The following is a 23,483-nucleotide window of genomic DNA, read 5'->3' as shown; positions in this document are numbered from 1 at the left end:
CTGCCACACCCTCTGTGTGGCAGGAGCGTGGCAGGCTAGATTTCGGCCCGTTCCAGCATCTCAGTGACCAGCGCGGCGATCGGCGAACGCTCCGACCGGGTCAGCGTCACGTGGCCAAAGAGGGGGTGCCCCTTGAGCGTTTCCACCACGGCCGCCACCCCGTCGTGCCTGCCAACACGGAGGTTGTCGCGCTGGGCAACGTCGTGGGTCAGCACAATCTTCGAACGCTGGCCGATCCGGCTCATGACCGTCAGCAGGACATTCTTCTCGAGGGACTGGGCCTCGTCCACAATGACAAAGGAATCATGCAGGGAGCGCCCCCGGATGTGTGTCAGCGGCAGGACTTCAAGCATGCCGCGCTCCATAATTTCATCCATGAGCGTCTCGGAAACCACCGAGCCAAGGGTGTCAAAGACGGCCTGCGCCCACGGGTTCATCTTCTCGCTTTCGGATCCCGGCAGGTAGCCCAGCTCCTGCCCGCCCACGGCGTACAGCGGCCGGAACACCACCACCTTGCGGTGCTCGTTGCGTTCCAGCACGGCCTCCAGCCCTGCGCACAGGGCCAGCGCGCTCTTGCCGGTGCCGGCCCTGCCTCCCAGTGAGACGATGCCGACTTCCGGGTCAGAGAGCAGGTCGAGGGCAAGGCGTTGTTCAGCCGAGCGGCCGTGCAGGCCAAACACCTCCCTGTCCCCGCGCACCAGCCGCACCTGCTGGTCTGCGCCCACCCTGCCCAGTGCTGAGCCCCTGTTGCTGCTGATGATCAGCGAGGTGTTGACGGGCAGCACCGCAGCGTCCGGAATCGGCACGGGCTCGTGGTTGTACAGGGCGGTGATCTCAGCCTCCGTGGCATCCACTTCCGCCACGCCCGTCCACCCGGAATCCGGCACGAGCTCGTTCCGGTACTCCTGTGCCACCAGCCCCAGCGCGGAAGCCTTGACCCGCATGGGCACGTCCTTGGACACGACGGTCACCTCGTGACCGTCCCGGGCCAGGTTCTTCGCCACGGCAAGAATGCGCGAGTCGTTGTCCATGCCGCGCATGCCCGCCGGAAGCACCTCAAGCGAAACGTGGTTGAGCTCCACACGCAAAGTACCGCCGTCGTGCCCCAGGGGAACAGGCGAGGCCAGCCCACCATGCTCGCGACTCAAATCATCCAGCAGGCGCAGGGCGACGCGGGCAAAATAGCCCAGCTCGGGATCGTGGCGCTTGGCCTCCAACTCCGAGACGACAACGATGGGCAGAACCACATGGTGTTCGGCAAAGCGGGTGATGGCGCGCGGGTCAGAGAGCAAAACGGAGGTGTCAAGGACGTAAGTGCGCAATTTCGCGCCTGCTTGCTGATTGGGGGCTTGCTGGTTGGGGGAATGCTGCTCGGTGTGCAATGTTTCAACCACGTCGGCTCCAGCCCTTCCGGCCGCTGGGAACAACCGGAACTCTTCTCGGTACGTCGGGCGGAGTTGCCCTCCGTTATGCCCAAACTACGCCGGTTTTCGGGGCTGCGTGGGCGCCACGCCACAACCGTCTGTGAACGTTGGATGAACGTGATGCGACGCTACAAGATGACGCGGGTGGAGCCCAGGCGGCGCGGACTTCTGCGCAGCCAGCCGTTGAAGACCACCGACAGCACCAGCACTCCCACAGCGATCCACAGTGCGTTCAGGTTCAGCGCAAGGTAGGCCAGCCCGCCAATGATCGAGCCCGTGGTGAGCGAGAGCCACAGCAGCAGGTACCGCCGCCACAGCCGTTTTTCTCCGCCGGTCAGCGCATTGGCAATGTGCTGGCCCATCTTCACCAGCGTGCCGGTCATGTACGTCAGGCCGATGCTGACCTCGCCGTCGCGCTCAAAAATGACGTTCTCGGCCCCCATCGCCACCGCCATCATGGCCGGGGCCAGCCAGCTTCCCACACCCAAATCAAAGAGTACGACGGCGGACGCGAGTGCCAGCGTCACGTACAGTAATACCGCCATCCGTTTGCGGGACGGGACGAGCCGTCGCAGGATCGCGGCGCTGACAACGCCGAAAAAGAACGCTGCGACCAGGCCAAACGCGAGGGCGAAGCCCATCCAGTTCCCCTCGGCCAGGGCCGTGCCGCCGCGGGTGGAGTTCCCGCTCATGAAGGAGACAAAGTAGCCGCCCAAGTGGATGAAGCCTACGGCATCAACGAATCCGGCCGCGCTGGAGAGCACACAGGCAAGGATCATCTCGGAGCGGAGGTGGCTTTGCAATGCGGCGTGGGCCTAGCTACCGAAGCGGCGGCTGCGCCCGGCGTAGTCGCGCAGGGCCCGGAGGAAGTCGATTTTTCGGAAGGCCGGCCAGAGGGCCTCACAAAAGTAAAACTCACTGTAGGCGCTTTGCCACATCAAGAATCCCGAGAGGCGCTGTTCCCCGGAGGTGCGGATTACCAGGTCCGGATCTGGCTGGCCGCGCGTGTACAGGAACTTGGAGATGTCATCGACGGTAAGGCTGTCGGCAACGTCTGCCATGGTGCGCCCCGCGGAGTCCGCGTCATGCAGGAGTTCGCGGACGGCGTCGACAATTTCACGCCGGCCGCCATAGCCGATCGCCATGTTGACGTGGATGCGCTCCTTGGCCGGGACGCGGGCTGTCAGCGATGACAGCCGTGCAGCCAGATAGTCCGGGAGCAGCTCCGGGGCGCCCATGGCGTGGACGCTGATGTCTGTGTCGGCGTCGAGCAAATCAAGGGTGTTGGCGATGATGCCCATGAGCTCGTCAAGTTCTTCGGCCGAGCGGCTCATGTTGTCGGTGGAGAGCATGTACAACGTGACAACCTTGATGCCCAAGTCCTGGCACCAGCCCAGAAACTCCAAGATTTTGTCGGCCCCGGCCTGGTGTCCCTGGCTTGTGGGGGCGTTGAACTGTTTGGCCCAGCGTCGGTTGCCGTCAACCATGACCCCGATGTGGGCGGGGACGCTGGACAGGTCAAGGGATCTGGCCAGGCGGCGTTCATAGAAGTTGTACAACAGCTTTGGCATCCGCACGGAGGCGGTGGACAACCGCATATAAGTGCACCGGACCTTTGCGAATAATGGCCCTGCGGCCGTACGAATGTTGCTAGCTCAAGAGTACCCGCACGGGCAGGGAATTCTTATCAGGCTGATCCCGGCACCTTGCTACCTGAAAGTAACTTATTTACGGTTGCGCTAGGCTTTCACCATGACCAGCCCCCTTGAACTCAAGCCGACATGGCGCGGCTGGCTGCACGCAGGCACAGCACCCCTGGTGCTCATTGCGGGCACCCTCCTGGTGGCATTTGCCCCCAGTACGGGTGCCAAAGTCAGCTGCGCCATCTACGCCATTACCGGTGTCTTGCTTTTTGGCACAAGTGCGCTTTATCACCGTGGGAACTGGTCACCCACTGCCAAGGCCACGCTCAAGCGCCTGGACCACAGCAACATCATGATGGTCATTGCCGGCTCTTACACGCCGCTCTCCTACCTGATGCTTCCCCGGCCCACGGCTACCTTGCTGCTGTGGATGATCTGGTCCGGCGCCATCGCCGGGGTCATCTTCCGCGTGGTGTGGGTGGGCGCCCCACGCTGGCTGTACGTGCCGATCTACGTCCTGTTGGGCATCACGGCGTTGTTCTTCCTGCCGCAGTTCTGGGCGGCCGGCGCTCTCCCCACCGTCCTGATCTGTCTGGGCGGCGCCTTGTACATTGCCGGAGCCGTCATCTACGGAATCAAGAAGCCCAACTTCAGCCACCGCCACTTTGGCTTCCACGAGATGTTCCATGCACTGACCGTGGCCGCCTTCGCCACGCACTTCCTGGCGATCGTGCTCGTCGTCTTCGGCTGACTGACTGGCTAACTATTGGGCTGGACCGCTGGCTGTCTGGCTGCCTGGCTGTCCAGCTGTCTGGCTGTCTGGCTGTCTGGCTGTCTGGCTGTCTGGCTGTCCAAACTTTGGGCCTGCGGACGGGTTGCTGTCAACCGTGCGCCACTCATGGAGCGGCGCACGGTTGAGGCCAAACCGTGCGCCGGTGCAAATCAGTTGCGGCGACTCGGGCCCTGAGACTGTCCCGCTCCGGGTGTCTTCATCGAGCGCTGCCTGGAGCCTTACGGTGCAGCTATTTTAGGCCTGCAAGCTGCGGCTCCAGAGAGCTTTGGTGGGCAGAGGAACACAACAGAAGCCCAACGTTCACGTAACACTTGGGCAGGCGGCACAGCCGCCGTGGTCTCATCAGATGCCCCAAACCACTCCTCCCGCAGCACCTCAATTCAAAATCTACGAGGGCGCTGCGCCGTCCGAAGTTTGGGCTGATGTGAGAACTGTTTTCACTGCTGCGTTCTCTGCTGCCCCCTACTTAGAGGATCCGGCCGAGCTGGACACCATTGCCAGTTGGGGCCCTGAACAACTGGCGCAGCGGGGCGGAAGGCTTGTGGTTGCCTACATGGCCGGAGTGGTGGCGGGTATCGCCCTGTCCCATGGAATTGTTGACGACCAGCCATGGCAAAAGATTCTGTGGGAAACAACTGGGCCCGGCCGTGACGTCCGAGCCATGTCCACTCCGCCGGAAAATCTGGTGGTCATTCAAGAACTTGCTGTGTCGGCGGAGCATCGCGGCCGAGGCATCGCCAAGGAATGCATGCGCAGGCTGCTGGCCGACCGCCCTGAAACGCACGCGGTCTTGGGCGTCTACGGCCAAGCCGACGCAGCTTACGCAATGTACCGCAAGTGGGACTTCCAAGAACTCGGCACGGTGGAACCACGTGACGGCTCAACCACCGTGCGCGTATTGGGATCGCCGTTGCCTTGGCCGGCCCGCAGAGGAAACCACCGAACGCCCTGACAGCAGCGATAGCTCGCCACCAGGCGCTGTCACACGCCTGGTGGCGTCCGCCAAAACGCACCGGGATCTGCAGGAGCGTCCGCCAAAATACCCCGTTATCTGCAGGAGCGTCCTGAAAAATACCCCGTTATCTGCAGGAGCGTCTTGAAAAACACGCCGTTATCTGCAGGAGCGTTTGAAGGTTGGGGTTTGAACGCGGAGTTTGACGCAGGGGCTAGAAGCGGATGGCGTCGATGACCTTGACACGGATGGCCACGAGCGCCGGAATGGCGCCCGCGAGGGCACCCACCAGCACGGCCGCGCCGAGGCCGAGCAGCGCGGCCTCCACAGGGAATGCCGGGTAGATGTCCAGCCCCGGCGCCACCTTGGATTCCACCCAGGGGTTCTTCACGACGGCCACGGCCAGCATGACGCCGAGCGCACCCGCAACCGTGGTGGCGACGACGGACTCCATCATGACGCCGGTGAAGATGCGTCCCGAGGTGGCACCAAAACTGCGTCTGATGCCGATCTCACGCACCCTGTACTTCACCGTGACCATGGAGATGTTCAACAGCCCCACCGCACCCAGCAGCAGGATCAGGGCCGCAATGCCGCCCACCATTAGCTGGATCATGGCGAACGGGTCGCCGTAGGCCGCGTAGTCGCTGCGGTAAACACTGACGGACGATTCGGGCAGCTGTTGGGCAAGGTCGGTATTGAGCACCTGCATCAGCTCATCCGCGGTCCCGGCGGGAACCCAAATCCGCAGTTCTTGGCCCATGCCGCCACCCCAAGGATCGTCGCTGATGCCGACGGCTGCCGCCGACTCGGTCAGCATGTACGCCCGCGCCATCTCTTCGGGGTACCGGTTGGGCATAACCCCGATCATGACCGCGGTGGTCCTGTTGGCACCCAAAACGGTGAGCTGCGGGTTGGTGGTGAGGTCGGGCCGTCCCGCGGCCGCATAAAATGCTTCATTGACGACGACGGCGGGAGCCAGCCGGTCGGCGTCGTCCGCTGCAAACCAGCCGCCTTGGGAGACGTCGACCCGGGTGATGTCACCGTAGGACGGGTCCACCACCGCCAACTCAACGGTCTGAACTCCGTCGGGGAACTGGAAGCGCCCCTGCGCCTGTTTGTACTGAGAGGCGTGGGTGAAGCCAAACCGTTCGATGGTGGCGTCGAGGATTTTGGAGGTCTCGGCCTGGTCCACGGCCTGACTGCCGTCGCCGCCGGGGTAGATGGACACGGACAGGGTGGCCTCGCGTCCGCCGTTGCGCTCGGAGTCCAGGCGCATGCCTTCCCGGGCAAGATTCCCCACGCCCACCACCGTGGTCAGGACGGCCACCGAAAGGGCGACGCCCACGAGGGCCAGCAGCACACGGGTCTTGTGGATGCGCAGCTCTGACCACGCCTCCACCATGGTGGAGATGAACGCCGTCATGCGCCCACCCCCGCCAGCATCGGATCGGCCAGGGCGCCGTCGGTGGCCGTGAGCACACCCGCGTCCAGCCGGTAGCGGGTGCGGGCACGCGCTGCAACATTGTGGTCGTGCGTGATGGTCACCAGGGCCGCGCCGGATTCAGTGGCAATGGTGTCCAGCAGGTCCATGACGGCCTGCCCGGTTTCCACGTCCAGGGCACCGGTGGGCTCATCGGCGAGGATCAGCCGCGGCCGCCGCACGAGGGCGCGGGCAATGGCCACGCGCTGCTGCTCGCCGCCGGAGAGCATGTGCGGCTGCGTGGCGGCGCGGGCGGCAAGTCCCACCCGGTCAAGCATGTCCATGGCGATCGTGTTGCGGCGCCAAAACTCCTTCCCGCTGCCGTACATGAGCGGTGTCATGACGTTTTCCAGGGCGGTGCGGCCCGGGAGGAGGTTGAATTGCTGGAACACGAAGCCGATGCTGGCCCCGCGCAGCTTGGCGCGCGCGTTGTTACGCAGCTTCGTCACGGGTGTTCCCTCAAAGTGCATGGTTCCGGTGCTGGGGGAATCCAGCAGGCCCAGGATGTTCAACAGCGTTGACTTGCCGCAGCCGGAGCGGCCCACGATTGCTGTGTGGTCGCCCACCCGGATCTGCAGGTCGATGCCGCGCAGGATGTGCAGTTCCTCATCATCGGGCAGGAGAACTGTCCGGGTGACGTTGTTCAGGTCAACCAGGGGTGGGTTTGCGCCGTCGGAGTCGTGGGTCCGCTGTGCGGCTGCCGCGCCCTCCCTGTCTTCAGGAAATATGCCAGTCATGGCTATCCGCCCATCATGCCGAAGCCGGCCATCTGCCCGTCAGGCAGCACGGCATCCACGCCAGGGACGAATTCGAGCACCGGTTCACCTTCGGCCAGGCCCTCGACAATCTCAACCTGCTCGCCGTCGTTCAGGCCAAGGACCACCTTGCGTTCCTCGGACGTTCCGCTGCCATCGGCCGCGGGGATCCACACGAGGCCGTTCTGGACGCTGCCCTTCACGGCCGTCAGCGGCAGGGTCAGCACATTCTGCGACTCCCCCGCGACCAGTGTGATCGTGGCACCGAGTCCTGGAAAGACGGTTACATCCGCTGGCACGGCGCAGCTGACCTGGCCGGATCCTTCGCCCTGCGCCACCGGAGCCACGGCGCCCATGCCGGGATCGGAATTCCGCCCGCTGTCGGCGGTTGTTTCCTTGTTGCTGAGCTGTACGTTTTGGCAGGCGAACGGTGCCGGGCCGTTCGTGACGGTTCCCGTGGCCGTGGCGGGCTTGCCCAGCAGGCGGAACTGCTGCGCCGTGGTCAGGGATCCCGTGATGGAAAAGCTGCCCGGGGCGACGGTTCCGGCGTTCTCGCCGACGCTGACTTCCTGATCCAGCAGCACCGTCAAGGTGCCGAGTGTGCCGGCGGCCGGGGCGAGTACATCGGTGTAGCTGTAGACCGGGGCAGGGGGTGCGGACTGCGCGGTCGGTGCATCCTTGCCGTCTTCGGAGTCAGGCTCCGGCACAAAGGCCGTGGGTTCAGGGGCAACTTCGGCGCGGACCTGGAACAGCCTGTCACCGGAGGCAACCTGGGCGCCCTCTTCCACGAAGAAGTACACTACTTTCCCGGCTGCCGTCGACCGGACCGGCACGGCGGCGTCGCTCTGTACGGCCCCGGTCAGCTCCACCGTGTTCGTCACGGTGCCGCGGGCGGTTTCAATGACGGGCACCTGGATGCTGGCTCCGGGAACCATATGTTCGCCCTGGTCTTTCAGCCCGTCAAAGAAGGCCAGTTTGACCAGTGCTGCGGCGATGATGCTGAAGAGCAACAACCACAAAATTGGAAAAACAATTCGGCGCAAAACTCGCATGCTTGATTCCTTCCGGATTTTCCCCACAAGTCCCCGGACGGAGAAGTGCATCTGATCAATCTAGTCGATAAACACCGTCGCGGAGGGTAAGCAGCAACACAATTAGCGCAACAATTGCCGCAACTCCGTCACGGTCGCCACGGGGCGGGCGCACACCATGTTCCGGCAGACGTAGGCCAACGGCTCCGTTCCGGCCTCGAAACGTTCGGCCAGCAACCGTCCTTCAAGCAGCGTCACGGGCGCAGCGCCGAGCCCGTCCCACACCGCCACAACCAGGCCGGGTTTCGACGCGGCCCACGCCTGACGCACCAGGACGTCCCGCTCCGCACCAGCTGGCCCAACAATGGCAATCTCCAGGGGACCTGCAGCCAGTGCCAGCGCAGCACCGAGCAGCCCGCCGGCCGAGCGCGGCGCCCGCCGGGCAAGCTCCGGAACACTCGCCAGCATGGCCGCCGCCATGGCCCGGTGCCGCCCGGAACCCGTGTAGGCCGACCACGAGATGAAGGCCTCCGCCAGCATGGCCACCCCGCTTGCCGTTGCATTGTCGAAAGGATCGGCGGTGCGCGAACCAGGCACGGCCCCGTCCGAACCATCCGTGACTCCCCGGTTCAGGACCACGCCGTCGGCGATGAACTCCTGCTCGATGGCCCGGACAAGTTCCCCGGCAAACTCAAACCAGCGGGCATCCCCCGTGGCCGCATACAGACTCAAATAGCCGTTGGCACTGGCAGCATAATCCTCCAGCAGGCCCTTGATGCCGCGTGTCTGCCCGGCGTGGGACACCCGGTGCAGCAGCTGCCCGTCCCAATGCACCGACCGCAAATACTCACCCAGTTCGACGGCGGCCGCCAGCCACTCCGGCTCCTGGCGCACCATGGCGGCTTCGGCAAGCGCGGCCATGAGCATGGCGTTCCAGGCCGCCACGACCTTCTCGTCCCGGGCGGGCATGATTCTGCGGGCCCGCATGGCCAGCAGGGCCGGCTTGATGCGCGCCCACTGGGCTTGTTCTGCCGCGGAAAGTTCCCGGCCCGGATGCAACGGACTGGCCTGCCCCGCACCGATCCCCATGAATCCGGCCACCTGGGCCGCGAGTTCCCGGTCAGCGGCTTCCAGCTCGGCAACCGTCCACTGGTAGCTGGCACCCTCATGGTGCACGCCGTCAATGACGGTGTCGGCATCCAGCGACGACGCAAACGCCCCGCCCGGCAACCGCATCTCCGCCATGAGCCAGCCGATGGTCGCAGCCACGGCGTCCGCTGCCTCGGCGGCACCCAGCGGCGCGGGACCGCCGGTGGAGGTGCCGCCGTCGGGCATGTCCTGGGAGGTCTCACCGGCCAGCCGGATCCAGTGCACCAGCACGCGCAACAGCCCGGCGTTGTCATACAGCATTTTCTCGTAGTGCGGCTCGGACCAGTCCGCCGTGACCGAGTAGCGGGCAAATCCGCCACCCAACCGGTCAAACAGGGCCGATCGCACCATGGCGCCCAGCGTCCGGCCGGCCAAACCGCGCGCCTCTGACGACGGGACGGCGGCGGCGTGCCGCAGCAGGAACTCGAGCCCGGGCGTGGGCGGAAACTTCGGAGCCTGCCCCAACCCGCCATGCACGGGATCCTCGGCCCGCAGCATGGCGGCAACAGCCAGCCGGGCCGCCTCCGTCCAGCTGTTTTCCGGCCCTGCCTGAAGTTCGACGGCGGATGGTGCCTGCACTGTTTGGGCCGCCGTTGTGCGCACCTGCCACAGCGGCTGTGCCAGCGTCTCGGCGAGGGAAGCGGCTGTTTGGAGCACCTGATCCCGTCGCTCACGCCAGGCCTCGGTGACAGCCTCAAGCACCTGCCGGAATGAGGGGCGGCCGGTGCCGGGGCGGGGCGGAAAATATGTGCCGGCGTAAAACGCGTTCCCGTCGGGTGTCAGGAAAACGGTCATGGGCCAGCCGCCCTCGCCGCTCAGGGCCTGGGTGGCCGCCATGTAGGCGTCGTCCACGTCGGGGCGTTCCTCACGGTCCACCTTGATGGAGACAAAGTGCTCGTTCAGGTATGCGGCAATGGCGGGATCCTGGAAGGACTCCCCCGCCATGACATGACACCAATGGCACGCAGCGTAGCCCACGGAAAGAAAAATGGGAACATCGCGTGCCATGGCGTCGGCAAAGGCCGCCCCGTCATAGGGCTGCCAATCGACAGGGTTTGTTGCATGCTGGCGGAGGTAGGCACTGGGCTCACCCGCCAGCCTGTTCATGCCCTGGGCTGCTTGGGACCCTGCGCGGAGCCGTCCGACTCCGTGTCCACAGCGGTGGCTGTCGGGTCAGCGGTAGTCTGGGGACCGGCGTCGTGCAGGTAGCTGGCTTCCCTCATGGCTTGCTCGCTCATCATGGGAATGCCCATGTGCTCGGCATTGGGGCCATGTGAACCGCCGGCCTGGCCCTCCTCAATCTGGGCCCGGTAGCGGACGCGGCGGATGCGCTTGACCATGTCACGGATGAGGAAAACCATGACCAGCACAATGCCGAAGGTCACGACAAAGCCCAGCAGGCCGGGCGTGATCTGGTCCTCGGTCAGGCCGGGGCGCAGGCCAGGCTGGGTAGGAATGGCGGGGTCGGTGGCGGCCAGCAAAATCAGTTTGAGCACAATTCGTCTTTCGTTTTCATCCCCCGCAGCTCGGTGCTTGCGGGAAAACGTCCACTATCTATCGTAGGCCAGCGAACAGGTCGTTCTCGGGTCCGGTGGTGGGCACCCGGGATTCAATCAGCGAATAGTCCTCCCACGGCCACACTTTCCGTTGCATGGCCGGGCTCACGGCGAAGAAGAAGCCGTTGGGATCAACCTGGGTGGCATGCGCGCGCAGGGCGTCGTCGCGGGTCTCAAAGTAGTCCCCGCAGTCAATCTGTGTGGTGGTGGGGTGCTTGCTCGTGGGCGGGGTGTGTCCCTCCGGGTCAGCCTCGAGCCAGGCGGCCAGGCGTTCCGCGTAGGGCGAGGCCAGGCCGGCATCCTGCAGGGCGTAGTGCAGGGCCCGGAAACGCTGCGGGTTGAACGCCAGATCGTAGTACAACTTGGACGGCTCCCATGCCTCGCCGGTGCCGGGGTACTGCTCCGGGTCGCCGGCCGCGTTGAAGGCCTCGACGGAAACCTTGTGCGACATGATGTGGTCGGGATGCGGGTAGCCGCCGTTTTCGTCATAAGAGACGATCACGTGCGGCCGGAAGCGCCGGACCAGGCGGACCAGCGGTGCGGCGGCCACGTCCAGGGGCTTGGCGGCGAAGCAGTTGGCCGGCAGGGCCGGGAGGGGGTCGCCTTCGGGCAGGCCCGAGTCGGTGAATCCGAGCCATTGGTGCTTGATGCCCAGAATCTTGGCCGCCTTGGCCATTTCCAGCCGTCGTGCACCGCCCATGTCACGGGCGGAATGCGGGTCCCCGATGAGGGCCGGGTTCTGGATGTCCCCGCGTTCGCCGCCGGTGCAGGTGGCAACCATCACCTCAACGCCGGAGGCAACGTAGGAGGCCATCATGGCAGCACCCTTGCTTGCCTCATCGTCCGGGTGGGCATGAACCGCCAAAAGACGCAACGGCTGCGCTTCCGAGTGCTCGTTGATGTTCACGTCAGGGTACCTTCGATTCTGGTGAAGCTGGCTGTCAAGGAAACTGCGGAGGAAAAACAGGGGCCCAATCAAGGCTAAACTTGTCACTAGTCCAGCGCCTCGTTCACTGGGGCGGCCAGACCGCGGATGTCCGCGGAACAGATACAAGTGGATGCAGTGACAACTTCTGATTCTCCAGCAGCTCCCAGCCTAGCCAATCGATACGGCACACCCAAGCGGAGCGTGTCCAAAAGAACGCAAAAAATTCTGCTGCTCGTTGCCGCGGTGTTGTCAGTGTCCTGGGTGCTGTGGTCGGTGATGGGTGGGAACACGGGTGTCAGCCAGAAACTGCTGAGCTACAACGTGGTGGACGGCACCATGACAACCGTGGACCTGGCCGTCACCAAGTCCCCCGACGCCACCGCCAAATGCGCCCTGAAGGCCATGAACGACAGCTACGCCGTGGTGGGTTGGAACGTCATCACCATAGGCCCCAACGGCGAGGATGCGGGCTCCGAAAATGGTCGCACCACCACCGTCCGTGGCGAACTCCGAACGGACGCCCTGGCCGTGACGGGCGTGGTTGAAAATTGCTGGATCGTGAACCCCGCGTAACACTCAACGTGTCCATTCTTGGGTTTATCCGCCTTATTGACTAAACTAGAGCCTATTACCATCTGCCCCGCTTGGTCAGTCTTTGAATTTTCAGCATGTGGATTGTGTACTTTATGCAAGTGCACCGTCTGGATCATTCATTGGACCGCCTGCTGCGGGGCCTTTGCTTTTGTACATTCAAGGAGAACTACGTGCCTACCACTAACAGTGCGCCTTCTGCATGGCTGACGCAGGAAGCCTTTGACCGCCTGCAGGTCGAGCTGACCCAGCTTTCCGGTCCCGGCCGTGCCGACATTGTCAGCAAGATCGAACAGGCCCGCCAAGAAGGCGACCTTAAGGAGAACGGCGGCTACCACGCAGCCAAGGATGAGCAGGGCAAGATCGAGGCCCGCATCCGTCAGCTCAGCGAAATGCTGCGCAGCGCCCGCGTGGGCGAGGCGCCTGCCGACGATGGCGTTGTGGAGCAGGGCATGGTCATTGTTGCCACGATCGCGGGCGACAAAACCACCTTCCTGCTCGGCAGCCGCGAAGTTGGCGCAGGCGAGCTGGAAGTATACAGCGAACGCTCCGCACTCGGCGAAGCCATCATGGGACGCAAGGTTGGCGACAAGCTCAGCTACCTGGCCCCGAACGGCCGCGACATCGCCGTGGAGATCATCTCCGCCAAGCCCTACCAAGGCTAACTAAGCAGGGCCCACACATCCGAGGCCCGCTGCGAGCTTGTGGGCAGTGGCAGGGTGTGGGGAGCTGACCCGCAGAAAACGGCGAAAATACACGGTTTTGACGTGATTTTCGCCGTTTTCTGCGGGTTAGTTGTTTAAGTTCGACGGCGGGGCGCGCCTTCCAGCGCACCTCCGCCTTCGTTGGTGGTGCACCACGCAGTGGGAGCCGCTGGGTGGGCCCGCAGCTCCGAGGGCCCCGGTGGCTGGGGACTAGTGGACCACGATCGGCTGGAAGCCTTCGGCCCGCAGCGCCGTCAGTACCAGTTCGCAGTGCTCATGGCCCTTGGTTTCCAGGTTCACGGTGATCGAGACGTCGCCCATGGAGATGGAACCGCCCACACGCGTGTGGTCCACACCGGTGACGTTGGCATCGTTCTCGGCAATGATCCGGGAAATGGTGGCGAGCGAGCCGGGACGGTCGTTGAGCATGATGCGCACGGTCATGAAACGCCCGGCCGCTGCCAGGCCTCGCTGGATGACCTTGAGCATCAGCATGGGATCAATGTTGCCGCCCGAGAGGATGACCGCAGTGGTGCCCGGGTTTTCAATCTTGCCTTCCATGAGCGCGGCAACACCCACGGCACCGGCCGGCTCCACCACCATTTTGGAACGCTCGAGCAGGAAAATCAAGGCGCGGGCCAAGGAGTCTTCGCTGACCGTGATGACATCGTCCACGAGTTCGCGGATGATGGAGAACGGCAACTGTCCGGGACGGCCCACGGCAATGCCGTCGGCCATGGTCGATACCTTTTTCAGCGGCACCAAGGCGTCGGCAGCCAGTGAGGGCGGGTAGGCTGCGGCGTTTTCGGCCTGCACGCCAATGACCCGAATTTCGCGGCCAAGCTCCTTGGCACGCGCCTTCACGGCCACCGCAACACCGGCCAACAGCCCGCCACCACCAACACCCATGATGATGGTGTCTACGTTGGGCACCTGGTCCAGGATTTCCAGGCCAATGGTGCCCTGCCCGGCAACAACGTCGACATTGTTGAACGGGTGCACAAATACGGCGCCGGTTTCGTTGGCATAGCGCTCCGCCTCGGCCAGCGACTCGTCCACGTTGTAGCCGTGCAGCACCACCTCGGCGCCGTGCCCGCGCGTGGCAGCAAGCTTGGGCAGGGCCACACCCACGGGCATGTAGATCCGCGCCTTGATGCCCAGCGCCTTGGCCGCAACGGCCACACCTTGGGCATGGTTGCCTGCCGAGGCCGCCACCACGCCGCGTGCGCGCTCCTCCGGGGACAGCCTGGCCATCCTCACATAGGCGCCGCGCACCTTGAACGAGCCCGCGCGCTGCAGGTTCTCGCACTTGAAAAACACGTCCGAGCCGGTCATGCGCCCCAACGCCCGTGAACTCTCAATCGGGGTAACCGCAATAATCTCCTCCAACAGCTCCCTGGCCTTTTCAATGTCGGCAAGGGTTACGGGGAGATCGCTGGTTGCGTTCACGGTACTTTTCTCTTTCTCTATCAAACGTGGGTCTGGGCGCTGTCCGCCCAATGGTGGCGGCAGAATTTAGTTGCCTGGCTGTTGATGTTCGACGCCGGAACCCGGCTGGGCATCCCCGCCGGCTTGGGTGGCACCCGGGCCGGCGACGGCAGCGTCGGTGGCGGCAGCACCGCCGTCGGGCACCACCTGTGGCAGGCCGTAGATATCCGGCAGCTCCGGATCATTTTCCCAGCCGCGGGAGGCGACATAACGGATGAAGGAGTTGGCCACGGCGAGCATGGGGACGGCGAACAGGGCACCGAGGATGCCGGCAATGCCGGAGCCGGCGGCCACGGCCAGGATCACGGCGACGGGGTGGAGGGAGACCGCCCGGCCCATGATGAAGGGCTGCAGGGCGTGGCTTTCAAGCTGCTGGACCAGCAGCACGATGCCGAGCATGACCAGTGCGTTGACCCAGCCGTTGGCCACGAGTGCCAGCAGCACGGCCACGGCGCCGGTGACCAGGGCACCCACCACGGGAATGAACGAGCCCACAAAGACCAGGACGCCGAGGGGAAGCGCCAGCGGCACCTGGATGATGGCCGCACCAACACCGATACCCACGGCATCAACGGCGGCAACGAGAATCTGGACGCGTGCGTAGTTGCCCAGGGACGTCCAACCCTTGCGGGCGGCACCGTCGACGGCGGGACGGGCGCGGCGCGGGAAGAACTTGACCAGGAAAGCCCAGATATCCTGGCCTTCGAGGAGGAAGAACAGCAGGATGAACAGGGTCAGCAGCAGCCCCACCGTGAAATGGCCGAGGCCGGTGCCCACACCCAATGCGCCGGAAAGGATGGTGCCGGTGTTGTTCTGCAGTGCGGCCAGGGCCTCGTCGAGGTACTTGGTCATTTGATCGTTGCTGAGCCCCAACGGCCCGCTGGTCAGCCAGTCCTGGATCTGGATCAGGCCCTTGACGGCTTGCTGGCTCAGGTCGCTGAAGCCAACCACCAGCTGCCTGCCCACCAAGACCAGGGCACCCACCACCAGGACAATGAGACCCACCTCGGCGATGGCAACACTGAGGCCCTGCGGCACGCCCCACTGCTTGAGTTTCTTGACTATCGGACGCAGCAGGGTCGCCAGGATGGTGGCGATCATGATGGGGATGAGCAGTATGGTGATCTTGCTCAGAAGCCAGATCACCATGGCGGCAACGAGGAGCACAATGGCCACCCGCCACGACCACGCTCCTGCCACACGCATGCCGTTGGGCACCGCGGAAGATTCGTCTAGGATACTGCGCTCTTGGCGCTGCTGGTCGGACGTCATAAACCAATAATTCCCCATGTGGCAAAAATACGTTAAACGGTGTCCATTTCCGCGCGGCGGATCGGCCCGAAAGTGTACCTACAACGTGGCTTGGATGCCCCAATTCATGGTGAAGGAGGCTCCGGACTCCAGCCAGCGCAGCCCGTCGCCGGAGTTGAAGGCATTCGCCGGTCCCGTCATGGGTTCCATGGCGACCGCCAGGGAACGGCCCGGGAACGTGTCCGTGATGTAGACGTGGACATAGCTGACGCTGTCGTCGTGCCACAGGCTGACGCTGCGCCCGTCGGGTGCCGACAACGTGTGCTGCCCCTCGCCGTCGTGCATCAACAGGTCAGTGAAGGCGGTGTCCATGAGCGAGTCGGGGACGGGCTTGCCGGCGCGCAGGTCAAAGCGGCCGTCGACGGGGACGGTGGCTGTGGGGATCATCCGCTCATCGGCTTGCAGGGCGCTGGCGCCGTTGAGCTGGATGCGCAGGTCTTCCGGCGCCACGTCCCCGAGGGTGAAGTAGGGGTGCGCGCCGAGGACGAAGGGGGCGCGGGCGGCGGAGTCGTTGATGAGTGTCTGGGCCACGCGCAGGTGCCCTTCGGTATCCAGCTCGTAGCGGACCTGGTGGCGCATGAGGAAGGGGTAGCCGTGCTGCGGATGGATGACAGCCTCCAGCAACACCCGCGCTTCGCCCTGCTCCAGCACGTGGTAGCCGGTGTTGCGCAACAGCCCGTGGATGGCGTTGTTGAGTGGAACTTCGGTGATGTCCAGCTGTTGGGGTTCGCCCTCAAGGTGCCAGAGCCCGCCATCCACGCGGTTGGCGAACGGGGCGAGGGTGATGCCGGCAGCACCCGGGGCAACCTGGCCCTCCGGGTAGGACTCAACCAGCGCAACACCGTCCCGTTCATACTGGCGCAGTCCCGCGGCAAGCGAGGTGACGATCGCGTGCGCACTGCCGCGCTGCAAGGTGAACTGTTGTCCGGTGGCCGCGGAGTGCCCCGCGGGGGCGTCAGGAGTGGTCATGGGCAATACAGTACCGCTTAACAAAGGCGCACGTGGCGGGTGTTTCGGTGGATTGCTTGCAAAGCCCCGAACAGAAAAGTAAGATTTTGTTTGAATCTGTTAATTTTTCATTGGTCCAAGGGTTAGGAGTCCGTGCATGCTGGCACCGGAACGTCAGGCACGCATTCTCAAGGAACTGCAGCTTCATGAGGCGGTGCGCGTGGCAGAGATCGCCATAGTCCTCAACGTCAGTGAGATGACCGTGCGCAGGGACATTGAAGCCCTGGACAACAACGGCTTGCTGCACAAGATCCATGGCGGCGCCATGCGGCTCGCCCGGCTCAGCGCCCTTGAACCGGGCTTCCTGCTCAATGCCGACAAACAGCTTGAGGGCAAGGCGGCCATCGCCGCCCACGCGCTCACACTGATCCATCCCGGCATGACCCTTGCGCTCACGGGCGGCACCACCACATACCAGCTAGCCGCCCTGCTGGCCACGGACCTGGACCGCCTGCACCACCTGACGGTGGTCACCAACTCGCTGAAGGCTGCCGAGCTGCTGTACCGCCAGCAGGGCGACAGCGGGTTGAAGGTCATCGTCACCGGTGGTGAGCGCACACCCTCGGAGGCACTTGTCGGCCCGGTGGCGCGCATGGTCCTGAACCACCTGAACACCGATGTGTGCTTCATGGGTGTTCACGGGATCGACGCCGAGCGAGGCCTGAGCAGTCCGAACCTGCTTGAGGCGGAGACCAATGCGGCGTTCATCGAGGCCAGCTCACGCCTGATTGTCCTTGCCGACAGCACCAAGTTCCATGTTCGCTCGTTGGCGTCCATCGCCTCGCTGGACGCGGTGGACACCATCATCACCGACGCGTCGGTCAATGCCGCCACGAGCGAACTTTTCACCTCCCGCATCCCCCACTTCATCGCTGCGCCCACCGCAACCACCCCCGCGGCAACGGCCGCCCCCATCAGGAAGACCTCATGACACGCGCAACCTCAACACGCCTGGCCGATGGCCGCGAACTTATTTATTTTGACGACGGCGGGACGGCCAAGGCCCATTCCACCGTGGACACCCGTCCCCTGGATACCCGTTCGGAGGAGCATACCGGCGAGCTGCGCTTCGATGCGCTGACGGGCGACTGGGTGGCCATTGCCGCGCACCGACAGACCCGTACCTACCTGCCGCCGGCAGACCAGTGCCCGCTGTGCCCCACCACAGGGAACAACCGCTCCGAAATCCCCGCAGCGGACTACGATGTGGCAGTTTTTGAAAACCGTTTCCCGTCTTTGGGCCCCGCCGTGGGTGCCATTCCGGAGTCACCGGTGTGGGGCACCAAGGGCCGCGCGTTTGGCCGCTGCGAAGTGGTTGCCTTCACCCCCGAGCACATGGGCTCCTTCGGCGGGCTGTCCACCGAACGTGCACGCACCGTCATCGACGCCTGGGCGCACCGCACCGAGGCGCTCAGCGCCCTGCCCGGCGTCAAGCAGGTGTTCCCCTTTGAGAACCGCGGCCAGGACATCGGCGTCACCCTGCACCACCCGCACGGACAGATTTACGCGTACTCCTATGTGCCCCCGCGCAGCCAGGTCATGGCGAGTGCGGCCCGCAAGTTCTACGACCAGCACAACGGCGAAGCAACGCTATTGGGCGACATCGTCGCGAATGAGTCGGCATCCGGTGAGCGCATGGTCGCCCAGGGCAAGCACTTCAGTGCGTATGTCCCTTTCGCAGCACACATGCCGCTGGAAATTCATCTCACACCGCACCGCCACGTGCCGGACTTTGCCGCGCTGAACGATGAGGAGCGTGATGAGCTGGCTGTGATGTACCTGGACCTTCTGCGCGCCGTGGACAACATCTATGACACGCCCACGCCATACATTGCCGCTTGGCATCAGGCCCCGCTGGATCCCTTCCTGCGCCCGGCCGGCCGCTTCCATCTGGAGCTCACCTCACCACGCAGGGCAGCCGACAAACTGAAGTTCCTGGCCGGTTCCGAGGCCGCCATGGGCGCCTTCATCAACGACACCACCCCCGAGCAGACCGCGGCCATGCTGCGCGGCACGCCCTCTACTCCGAAAGCAGGTCTGGCGTGAGCGCCTCCATCGATGCAGCCCAGGTGGCTGCCGACTTTGAAAGCACCTTTGGTGCAGCGCCCGACGGCGTCTGGGCGGCACCCGGGCGGGTAAACCTCATCGGTGAGCACACCGACTACAACGAGGGCTTTGTGCTGCCGTTCGCCATCGACCGCGCCGCAGCGGTGGCCATCCGCCTGCGCGATGACTCCACGGCTCGGCTGGTCTCCAGCTACGGCAACCAGGGCGTTGTCACCGTCGATGTGGACACCCTGTCCCACGACACCATGAACGGCTGGACGGCCTATCCGCTGGGCGTTGTGTGGGTCATGCGCCAGATGGGCGTCACCATCGGTGGCTTTGACCTGTACCTGCATTCAACGGTCCCCACCGGTGCGGGCTTATCTTCCTCCGCCGCCATCGAGTGTGCCGTGGCCACTGCCTTCAACGAGTTGGAGTCAGCCGGGCTAAGCCTGAACGAGCTGGTCCTGGTGGGCCAGCGCGCGGAGAACGAGGTGGTTGGCGCCCCCACGGGCATCCTTGACCAGTCGGCCTCCCTGCTGTCCACCGACGGCCACGCCGTGTTCCTGGACTGCCGCACGCAGAAGTCCACACTGGTGCCGCTGGATCTGGCGGCCGCCGGGCTGCTGATCCTCGTCGTCGACACGAAGGTCACGCACGCGCACGCCACCGGCGGTTATGCCGCCCGCCGCGCCTCATGCGAGCTGGGAGCCCAAGTGTTGGGCGTTGCGGCGCTGCGCGACCTTGCCGCGGCCGACCTTCACGAGGCTGCCGGTCTGCTCGATGAGGAGACGTTCCGCCGCGTGCGCCACATCGTGACCGAGAACCAGCGCGTCCTTGACACTGTGGCTGTGTTGGACGACGCCGGACCCGTCGCCATTGGCGAACTCCTCACCGCAAGCCATGCCTCCATGCGCGACGACTTTGAGATTTCCTGCCCCGAGCTGGATCTCGCCGTCGACACCGCGTTGGCGCAGGGCGCCCTGGGTGCCCGCATGACGGGCGGCGGCTTTGGCGGATCGGCCATTGCGCTCATCCCGGTGGCCGATGCGGCTGCGGTGGGTGCCGCCGTCGAGCAGGCCTTCGCCGCGGCAGGATTCACGGCACCGGACATCTTCGCCGTCTCCCCCGCCCCGGGAGCCCGCAGGATCTCCTAACCTTCCGCCGAGATGTGCGATCGCGCCCTCCCGCCCCTGCCGAGATGTGCGATCGCGCCCTCCCACCCCTGCCGAGATGTGCGATCGCGCCCTCCCACCCCTGCCGAGATGTGCGATGACGCCCTCCATCACCGGTGGAGGGACCGGAAGGCCACGTGGATCCCGCCTTCGCAAAATTGTTGATGCACCACGAAAGGGTCCCCCTACGCTCGACCAGCAATGGTCGAGCGTAGGGGGACCCTTTCGTGGTGCTGTGGCTACGCGCCCAGGTGGTCCGAGTGGGCCTGGCGGGCTGCTGTGATCTGCGCCAGGATCTCTTCGGAATCCTTGTGCTTGTCGCGGTACTTCGGTTCCATGGCCGAGATGGTCTTTTCCTCAACCATGAGCATGCCGTAGACGCGCTCACGCTCGCCCTTGTCTGCCGTGTAGTCCAGGTCAAGGTAGTTCTGGGCATGGCGGCGGGCGTTGTTCAGCACCGTCTGGGCCTTGCCCGATTTGCTGACAAGGGAGGCGACGATGGTCAGCGTCAAAACTCCGATGATCACGATCAACGAAAGTGAGGTGCTGATCTCGAAGACCGGGACGGGCTCGCCACCATTGACGAACGGCAGGTTGTTCTCATGCAGGGCATGCAGGACCAGCTTGACGCCGATGAAGGCCAGGATGGCGGCCAGGCCGTAGGCCAGGTAGATCAAGCGGTCAAGGAGGCCGTCCAACAGGAAGTACAGCTGGCGCAGGCCCATCAGGGAGAACGCGGTTGCCGTGAACACGATGTATACGTTCTGGGTCAGGCCAAAGATGGCCGGGATGGAGTCCAGCGCGAACAGCAGGTCGGTGCCGCCAATGGCGACCATGACCAGCAACATCGGGGTGAGGACCTTCTTGCCGTCGATCTTTGTGACAAGCTTGTCGCCGTCGTAGTGCTCTGAGGTGTTGAACAGCTTCTTGGCGAGCTTGATGATGAAGTTGTCCGCGTCGTCGCCCTCGCTGTCTTCTTCCTTGAGCAGGTTCCCTGCGGTGATGAGCAGGATGATGCCGAAGATGTAGAACATCCAGGACCAGGTGTTGATCAGTGCGGCGCCGGCGAAAATGAACGCGGTGCGGGCGATCAGTGCAAAGACGATGCCGAAGAGCAGCACCTTCTGCTGGTCCTCGCGGGGCACCTTGAAGCTGGCCATGATGACAAGGAAGACGAAGAGGTTGTCAACGCTCAGGGCCTTCTCGGTGATGTAGCCGGCGAAGTACTCCCCGCCCATCGTGGCACCGCCCAAGACCCAGACCACGATGCCGAAGACGAGAGCCAGGCCCACATAGATGGAGGACCAAATTGCTGCTTCCTTCAGCGTGGGGATGTGCGCCTTCCGGATGTGGAAGAAGTAATCAAAGGCCAGGAGGCCCAAAATGACCACAATGGTAATGCCCCAAATCAGAGGGGAGACGTTCATGAGCTGCTTTCGTTAGGTGCGAACAAGGTTTGGTGCGGTAAATATGAACAACGCCCGGTCCCAAACGGGGCCGGGCGTTGTGCCGTAGCTTATTTAATCGTTGCCGCGCAAAATCGCGAGCAGGCGCAGGATCTCCACATACAGCCACACCAGGGTCACCGTCAGTCCAAAGGCTGCAGTCCAGGAGTACTTCGTGGGCAGGCCTCGCTGCACGCCCTGTTCGATCGAGGTGAAGTCCACAATGAGCGAGAACGCGGCCAGGCCGATGGCCAGCAGGCCAATGACGAAGCCAAACGGGATGCTGGTGCCCGGGATTTCCATGCCGCGCATGCCCCACGGGTTGCTCGTAGCGCCGAACATCATCATGCCAAAGTTGATCAGCGAGAACAGCGCATAACCGCCGAGGGCGATCATGAAGAAGCGGGTCATCTTGGGGGTGGCCCGGACCTTGGCGTTGCGGAACAACACCAAGGTGACAAGGAAGACGCTCAGCGTGCCCAGGACTGCCTGGATCACAATGCCCGGGTACATGCCCTCGAGTAAACCGGACAGCCCGCCAAGGAACATGCCCTCAAAGAGTGCATAACCAAGGATCAGTGCGGGCGAGGGCTCCTTCTTGAAGGAGTTCACCAGGCCCAGCACCAAGCCAATGATCACGCCCGGCCACATCAGAACGGGGAACATCCAGCCCAGGGCGGCACCAACCAGCACCAGCGCCAAGGTGAAGACGGTCTTCATGATGACGTCGTCGTACGTCATGCGCCCTGTCTGTGACGCGCCGGCTGCCGGCTTGTTGTACAGGTCCTGCAGTTGCTTGGCCGAGAACTGGGCCTGTGCGGACATGGTGTCGGCGCCAGCATTGACATAGCCACGCTGGTTCGCAGGCGTGTCCTTGAAATTCTTGTTGTTGGCAAATACCGGGTTTCCACCAAGTGCCATGATGCTGCTTCCTCCAAAATAGGGGGTAATTCGGTTATGTAACTCTACCAAGTACGACGACCGCAACAGCCGAAATGTTCCCAGAAGTCAACATTGTCAGCTATTTCCCAGCAAACGTTCACTCAATGTTCGCTTCACTCCCGGAAACGGCCCGATCCGCTGGACGCGGCTGGCTGGAATTGCGGGGTAGTTATTGCGATATGTACCCGATAAGGACATCCGGGCCGCCGTAATCACGATTTTGGTACCCCCGGTGGGACTCGAACCCACACTGTGTCGATTTTAAGTCGATTTTCTCTGCCATTGGAATACGGGGGCGTGGCCGTGGATCAACTTCGGCTCATGTAAACACTACTGGATGCTGCGGCTTGTGAAGAAACCGGGCTCAGAGTGCGTTGAAAGGCTCCGAGTACTTGAAGCGACCGTGAGTTCCAGGCGCATACGCGTCAAGCGCCAACGCCATGAAGTGCGATCCCCACGAAGGATCCGGGGAGATGATGCCCAAGGAATCGGCCGGTACAAACCCGAACCGCGGGTAATAGTCGGTGCTGCCCAGTAGAACCAGTATTGACTCCCCCATGGTATTTGCGGCGGCGATGCTCGCTTTCATCAAGGCGGACCCAACGCCCTGGTTCTGATATGCCGGCAAGACGGCAATCGGCCCGAGACCAAGGGACGGCGTCTCGCCAATCCAACCGCGCGTGGTGATGACATGCCCAAGGATCTCGTCCCTGTCCCCTTCCGCCACCAGGGAAAGTTGCGGCAGGTATTCCCTCGAGGCGAAGAGTTCCCGTAACAGTTTCGCCTCAACAGGTTCCGGAAAGGCTGCCTCCACGGCCGCCAATATTTCGGGGCGGTCCTCGGCACGCTCACGACGAATGATCATGGGTCCAGTTTAGTCGCCTTCGCCCTCTCGGAACCGGTCCCGATCCCCGCGAGATGTGAGATGACGCCCTGTCGGAGCGGGCGTGATCTCACATCTCGGCGGACGGGAGCGGGCGTGATCTCACATCTCGGCGGACGGGAGCGGGCGTGATCTCACATCTCGGCGGACGGGAGCGGGCGTGATCTCACATCTCG

Annotated in this window: 22 protein-coding genes and 1 tRNA gene; 7 read left to right on the top strand and 16 right to left on the bottom strand. The window is 63.9% G+C overall.

The window, feature by feature from the left end; genetic code table 11:
- Positions 1–35: 35 nt before the first annotated feature.
- From art_RS18655 to art_RS18645, 3 genes are all read right to left on the bottom strand, one after another.
- The gene (locus art_RS18655; RefSeq protein ID WP_038470972.1) at positions 36–1,322 is read right to left on the bottom strand and encodes a PhoH family protein; all 1,287 of its coding nucleotides are present in this window, start codon (positions 1,320–1,322) and stop codon (positions 36–38) included.
- Between the two features lie 230 nt (positions 1,323–1,552).
- Positions 1,553–2,188, bottom strand: coding sequence for a YoaK family protein (locus tag art_RS18650; RefSeq protein WP_216699565.1), 636 nt, complete (start codon positions 2,186–2,188; stop codon positions 1,553–1,555).
- A gap of 51 nt (positions 2,189–2,239) precedes the next feature.
- The gene (locus art_RS18645) at positions 2,240–3,001 is read right to left on the bottom strand and encodes an isoprenyl transferase (RefSeq protein ID WP_038470968.1); all 762 of its coding nucleotides are present in this window, start codon (positions 2,999–3,001) and stop codon (positions 2,240–2,242) included.
- A 175-nt stretch (positions 3,002–3,176) separates the two neighbouring features.
- On the opposite strand from art_RS18645, the gene art_RS18640 reads away from it, so the two are divergent.
- Both art_RS18640 and art_RS21305 read left to right on the top strand, forming a co-directional pair.
- Positions 3,177–3,818 (top strand): hemolysin III family protein, encoded by a 642-nt coding sequence (locus art_RS18640; RefSeq protein WP_038467322.1) that lies wholly within the window; start codon positions 3,177–3,179, stop codon positions 3,816–3,818.
- A gap of 388 nt (positions 3,819–4,206) precedes the next feature.
- The gene (locus art_RS21305) at positions 4,207–4,812 is read left to right on the top strand and encodes a GNAT family N-acetyltransferase (RefSeq protein WP_052136763.1); all 606 of its coding nucleotides are present in this window, start codon (positions 4,207–4,209) and stop codon (positions 4,810–4,812) included.
- A 214-nt stretch (positions 4,813–5,026) separates the two neighbouring features.
- Here the strand turns inward: art_RS21305 and art_RS18630 are convergent, their stop codons facing one another.
- From art_RS18630 to mca, 6 genes are all read right to left on the bottom strand, one after another.
- Positions 5,027–6,238 (bottom strand): ABC transporter permease, encoded by a 1,212-nt coding sequence (locus art_RS18630; RefSeq protein WP_038467320.1) that lies wholly within the window; start codon positions 6,236–6,238, stop codon positions 5,027–5,029.
- Positions 6,235–7,032 (bottom strand): ABC transporter ATP-binding protein, encoded by a 798-nt coding sequence (locus tag art_RS18625; protein ID WP_082000427.1) that lies wholly within the window; start codon positions 7,030–7,032, stop codon positions 6,235–6,237. The genes art_RS18630 and art_RS18625 overlap by 4 nt, the downstream gene beginning before the upstream one ends.
- A 2-nt stretch (positions 7,033–7,034) precedes the next feature.
- Complete coding sequence (locus art_RS18620; protein ID WP_038467318.1) at positions 7,035–8,102, bottom strand: efflux RND transporter periplasmic adaptor subunit; 1,068 nt, start codon at positions 8,100–8,102, stop codon at positions 7,035–7,037.
- A gap of 102 nt (positions 8,103–8,204) precedes the next feature.
- Positions 8,205–10,337, bottom strand: a complete 2,133-nt coding sequence (locus art_RS18615) for a thioredoxin domain-containing protein (RefSeq protein WP_038467316.1) — start codon at positions 10,335–10,337, stop codon at positions 8,205–8,207.
- Positions 10,334–10,726 carry a hypothetical protein gene (locus art_RS21875; RefSeq protein WP_082000426.1) on the bottom strand — a complete coding sequence of 131 codons (393 nt, stop codon included), beginning with the start codon at positions 10,724–10,726 and terminating at the stop codon, positions 10,334–10,336. The genes art_RS18615 and art_RS21875 overlap by 4 nt, the downstream gene beginning before the upstream one ends.
- 58 nt (positions 10,727–10,784) lie before the next feature.
- Positions 10,785–11,693, bottom strand: a complete 909-nt coding sequence (gene mca / locus art_RS18605) for a mycothiol conjugate amidase Mca (protein WP_157875356.1) — start codon at positions 11,691–11,693, stop codon at positions 10,785–10,787.
- A 222-nt stretch (positions 11,694–11,915) separates the two neighbouring features.
- Between mca and art_RS18600 the strand changes: the two genes are divergently transcribed.
- Both art_RS18600 and greA read left to right on the top strand, forming a co-directional pair.
- A complete protein-coding gene (locus art_RS18600) occupies positions 11,916–12,287 on the top strand; it encodes a DUF4307 domain-containing protein (protein ID WP_157875355.1) in 372 nt (123 codons plus the stop codon).
- A gap of 191 nt (positions 12,288–12,478) precedes the next feature.
- Positions 12,479–12,970 (top strand): transcription elongation factor GreA, encoded by a 492-nt coding sequence (gene greA / locus art_RS18595; RefSeq protein WP_038470957.1) that lies wholly within the window; start codon positions 12,479–12,481, stop codon positions 12,968–12,970.
- Between the two features lie 249 nt (positions 12,971–13,219).
- Here the strand turns inward: greA and ilvA are convergent, their stop codons facing one another.
- The 3 genes from ilvA to art_RS18580 all read right to left on the bottom strand — a co-directional run bounded on the left by ilvA (position 13,220) and on the right by art_RS18580 (position 16,777).
- Positions 13,220–14,458, bottom strand: coding sequence for a threonine ammonia-lyase (gene ilvA, locus art_RS18590; RefSeq protein ID WP_038467312.1), 1,239 nt, complete (start codon positions 14,456–14,458; stop codon positions 13,220–13,222).
- Between the two features lie 66 nt (positions 14,459–14,524).
- Positions 14,525–15,769, bottom strand: a complete 1,245-nt coding sequence (locus tag art_RS18585; protein WP_052136762.1) for an AI-2E family transporter — start codon at positions 15,767–15,769, stop codon at positions 14,525–14,527.
- A gap of 78 nt (positions 15,770–15,847) precedes the next feature.
- Positions 15,848–16,777, bottom strand: a complete 930-nt coding sequence (locus art_RS18580; RefSeq protein ID WP_038467310.1) for an aldose 1-epimerase family protein — start codon at positions 16,775–16,777, stop codon at positions 15,848–15,850.
- A 136-nt stretch (positions 16,778–16,913) separates the two neighbouring features.
- Here art_RS18580 and art_RS18575 point away from each other — a divergent pair, with 136 nt between their 5' ends.
- From art_RS18575 to galK, 3 genes are read left to right on the top strand one after another with little or no spacing between them, the layout of a single operon-like run.
- Positions 16,914–17,747: a DeoR/GlpR family DNA-binding transcription regulator gene (locus art_RS18575; protein ID WP_052136761.1), complete on the top strand. Its 834-nt coding sequence runs from the start codon at positions 16,914–16,916 to the stop codon at positions 17,745–17,747.
- Positions 17,744–18,862 carry a galactose-1-phosphate uridylyltransferase gene (gene galT, locus art_RS18570; RefSeq protein WP_038467308.1) on the top strand — a complete coding sequence of 373 codons (1,119 nt, stop codon included), beginning with the start codon at positions 17,744–17,746 and terminating at the stop codon, positions 18,860–18,862. The genes art_RS18575 and galT overlap by 4 nt, the downstream gene beginning before the upstream one ends.
- Complete coding sequence (gene galK, locus art_RS18565) at positions 18,859–20,019, top strand: galactokinase (protein ID WP_038467306.1); 1,161 nt, start codon at positions 18,859–18,861, stop codon at positions 20,017–20,019. Before galT ends, galK begins: the two co-directional genes overlap by 4 nt.
- A 257-nt stretch (positions 20,020–20,276) precedes the next feature.
- Here the strand turns inward: galK and art_RS18560 are convergent, their stop codons facing one another.
- The 4 genes from art_RS18560 to art_RS18545 form a co-directional block, all read right to left on the bottom strand.
- Complete coding sequence (locus tag art_RS18560; RefSeq protein ID WP_038467304.1) at positions 20,277–21,464, bottom strand: TerC family protein; 1,188 nt, start codon at positions 21,462–21,464, stop codon at positions 20,277–20,279.
- Positions 21,465–21,557: 93 nt separating this feature from the next.
- The gene (locus art_RS18555; protein WP_038467302.1) at positions 21,558–22,403 is read right to left on the bottom strand and encodes a Bax inhibitor-1/YccA family protein; all 846 of its coding nucleotides are present in this window, start codon (positions 22,401–22,403) and stop codon (positions 21,558–21,560) included.
- Between the two features lie 242 nt (positions 22,404–22,645).
- Positions 22,646–22,721: transfer RNA gene (locus art_RS18550), tRNA-Leu, on the bottom strand.
- 67 nt (positions 22,722–22,788) lie between these two features.
- Entirely contained in the window at positions 22,789–23,289 is a 501-nt protein-coding gene (locus art_RS18545) for a GNAT family N-acetyltransferase (protein WP_038467300.1), read from the bottom strand.
- Positions 23,290–23,483: the final 194 nt, after the last annotated feature.

This window comes from Arthrobacter sp. PAMC 25486 (assembly GCF_000785535.1).
Lineage (GTDB): Bacteria > Actinomycetota > Actinomycetes > Actinomycetales > Micrococcaceae > Specibacter.
Note: the sequence above shows the minus strand (reverse complement) of the source record. Positions and strands in the feature narration are given on the sequence as shown.

Coding starts and splice junctions, on each gene's coding strand:
- art_RS18545 (WP_038467300.1), bottom strand. CDS start 23,289: ATGATCATTCGTCGTGAGCGTGCCGAGGACCGCCCCGAAATATTGGCG.
- art_RS18625 (WP_082000427.1), bottom strand. CDS start 7,032: ATGACTGGCATATTTCCTGAAGACAGGGAGGGCGCGGCAGCCGCACAG.
- art_RS18615 (WP_038467316.1), bottom strand. CDS start 10,337: ATGAACAGGCTGGCGGGTGAGCCCAGTGCCTACCTCCGCCAGCATGCA.
- art_RS18580 (WP_038467310.1), bottom strand. CDS start 16,777: ATGACCACTCCTGACGCCCCCGCGGGGCACTCCGCGGCCACCGGACAA.
- art_RS18585 (WP_052136762.1), bottom strand. CDS start 15,769: ATGACGTCCGACCAGCAGCGCCAAGAGCGCAGTATCCTAGACGAATCT.
- galT (WP_038467308.1), top strand. CDS start 17,744: ATGACACGCGCAACCTCAACACGCCTGGCCGATGGCCGCGAACTTATT.
- art_RS18555 (WP_038467302.1), bottom strand. CDS start 22,403: ATGGCACTTGGTGGAAACCCGGTATTTGCCAACAACAAGAATTTCAAG.
- art_RS18620 (WP_038467318.1), bottom strand. CDS start 8,102: ATGCGAGTTTTGCGCCGAATTGTTTTTCCAATTTTGTGGTTGTTGCTC.
- art_RS18630 (WP_038467320.1), bottom strand. CDS start 6,238: ATGACGGCGTTCATCTCCACCATGGTGGAGGCGTGGTCAGAGCTGCGC.
- art_RS18575 (WP_052136761.1), top strand. CDS start 16,914: ATGCTGGCACCGGAACGTCAGGCACGCATTCTCAAGGAACTGCAGCTT.
- art_RS21305 (WP_052136763.1), top strand. CDS start 4,207: ATGCCCCAAACCACTCCTCCCGCAGCACCTCAATTCAAAATCTACGAG.
- art_RS18560 (WP_038467304.1), bottom strand. CDS start 21,464: ATGAACGTCTCCCCTCTGATTTGGGGCATTACCATTGTGGTCATTTTG.
- art_RS18640 (WP_038467322.1), top strand. CDS start 3,177: ATGACCAGCCCCCTTGAACTCAAGCCGACATGGCGCGGCTGGCTGCAC.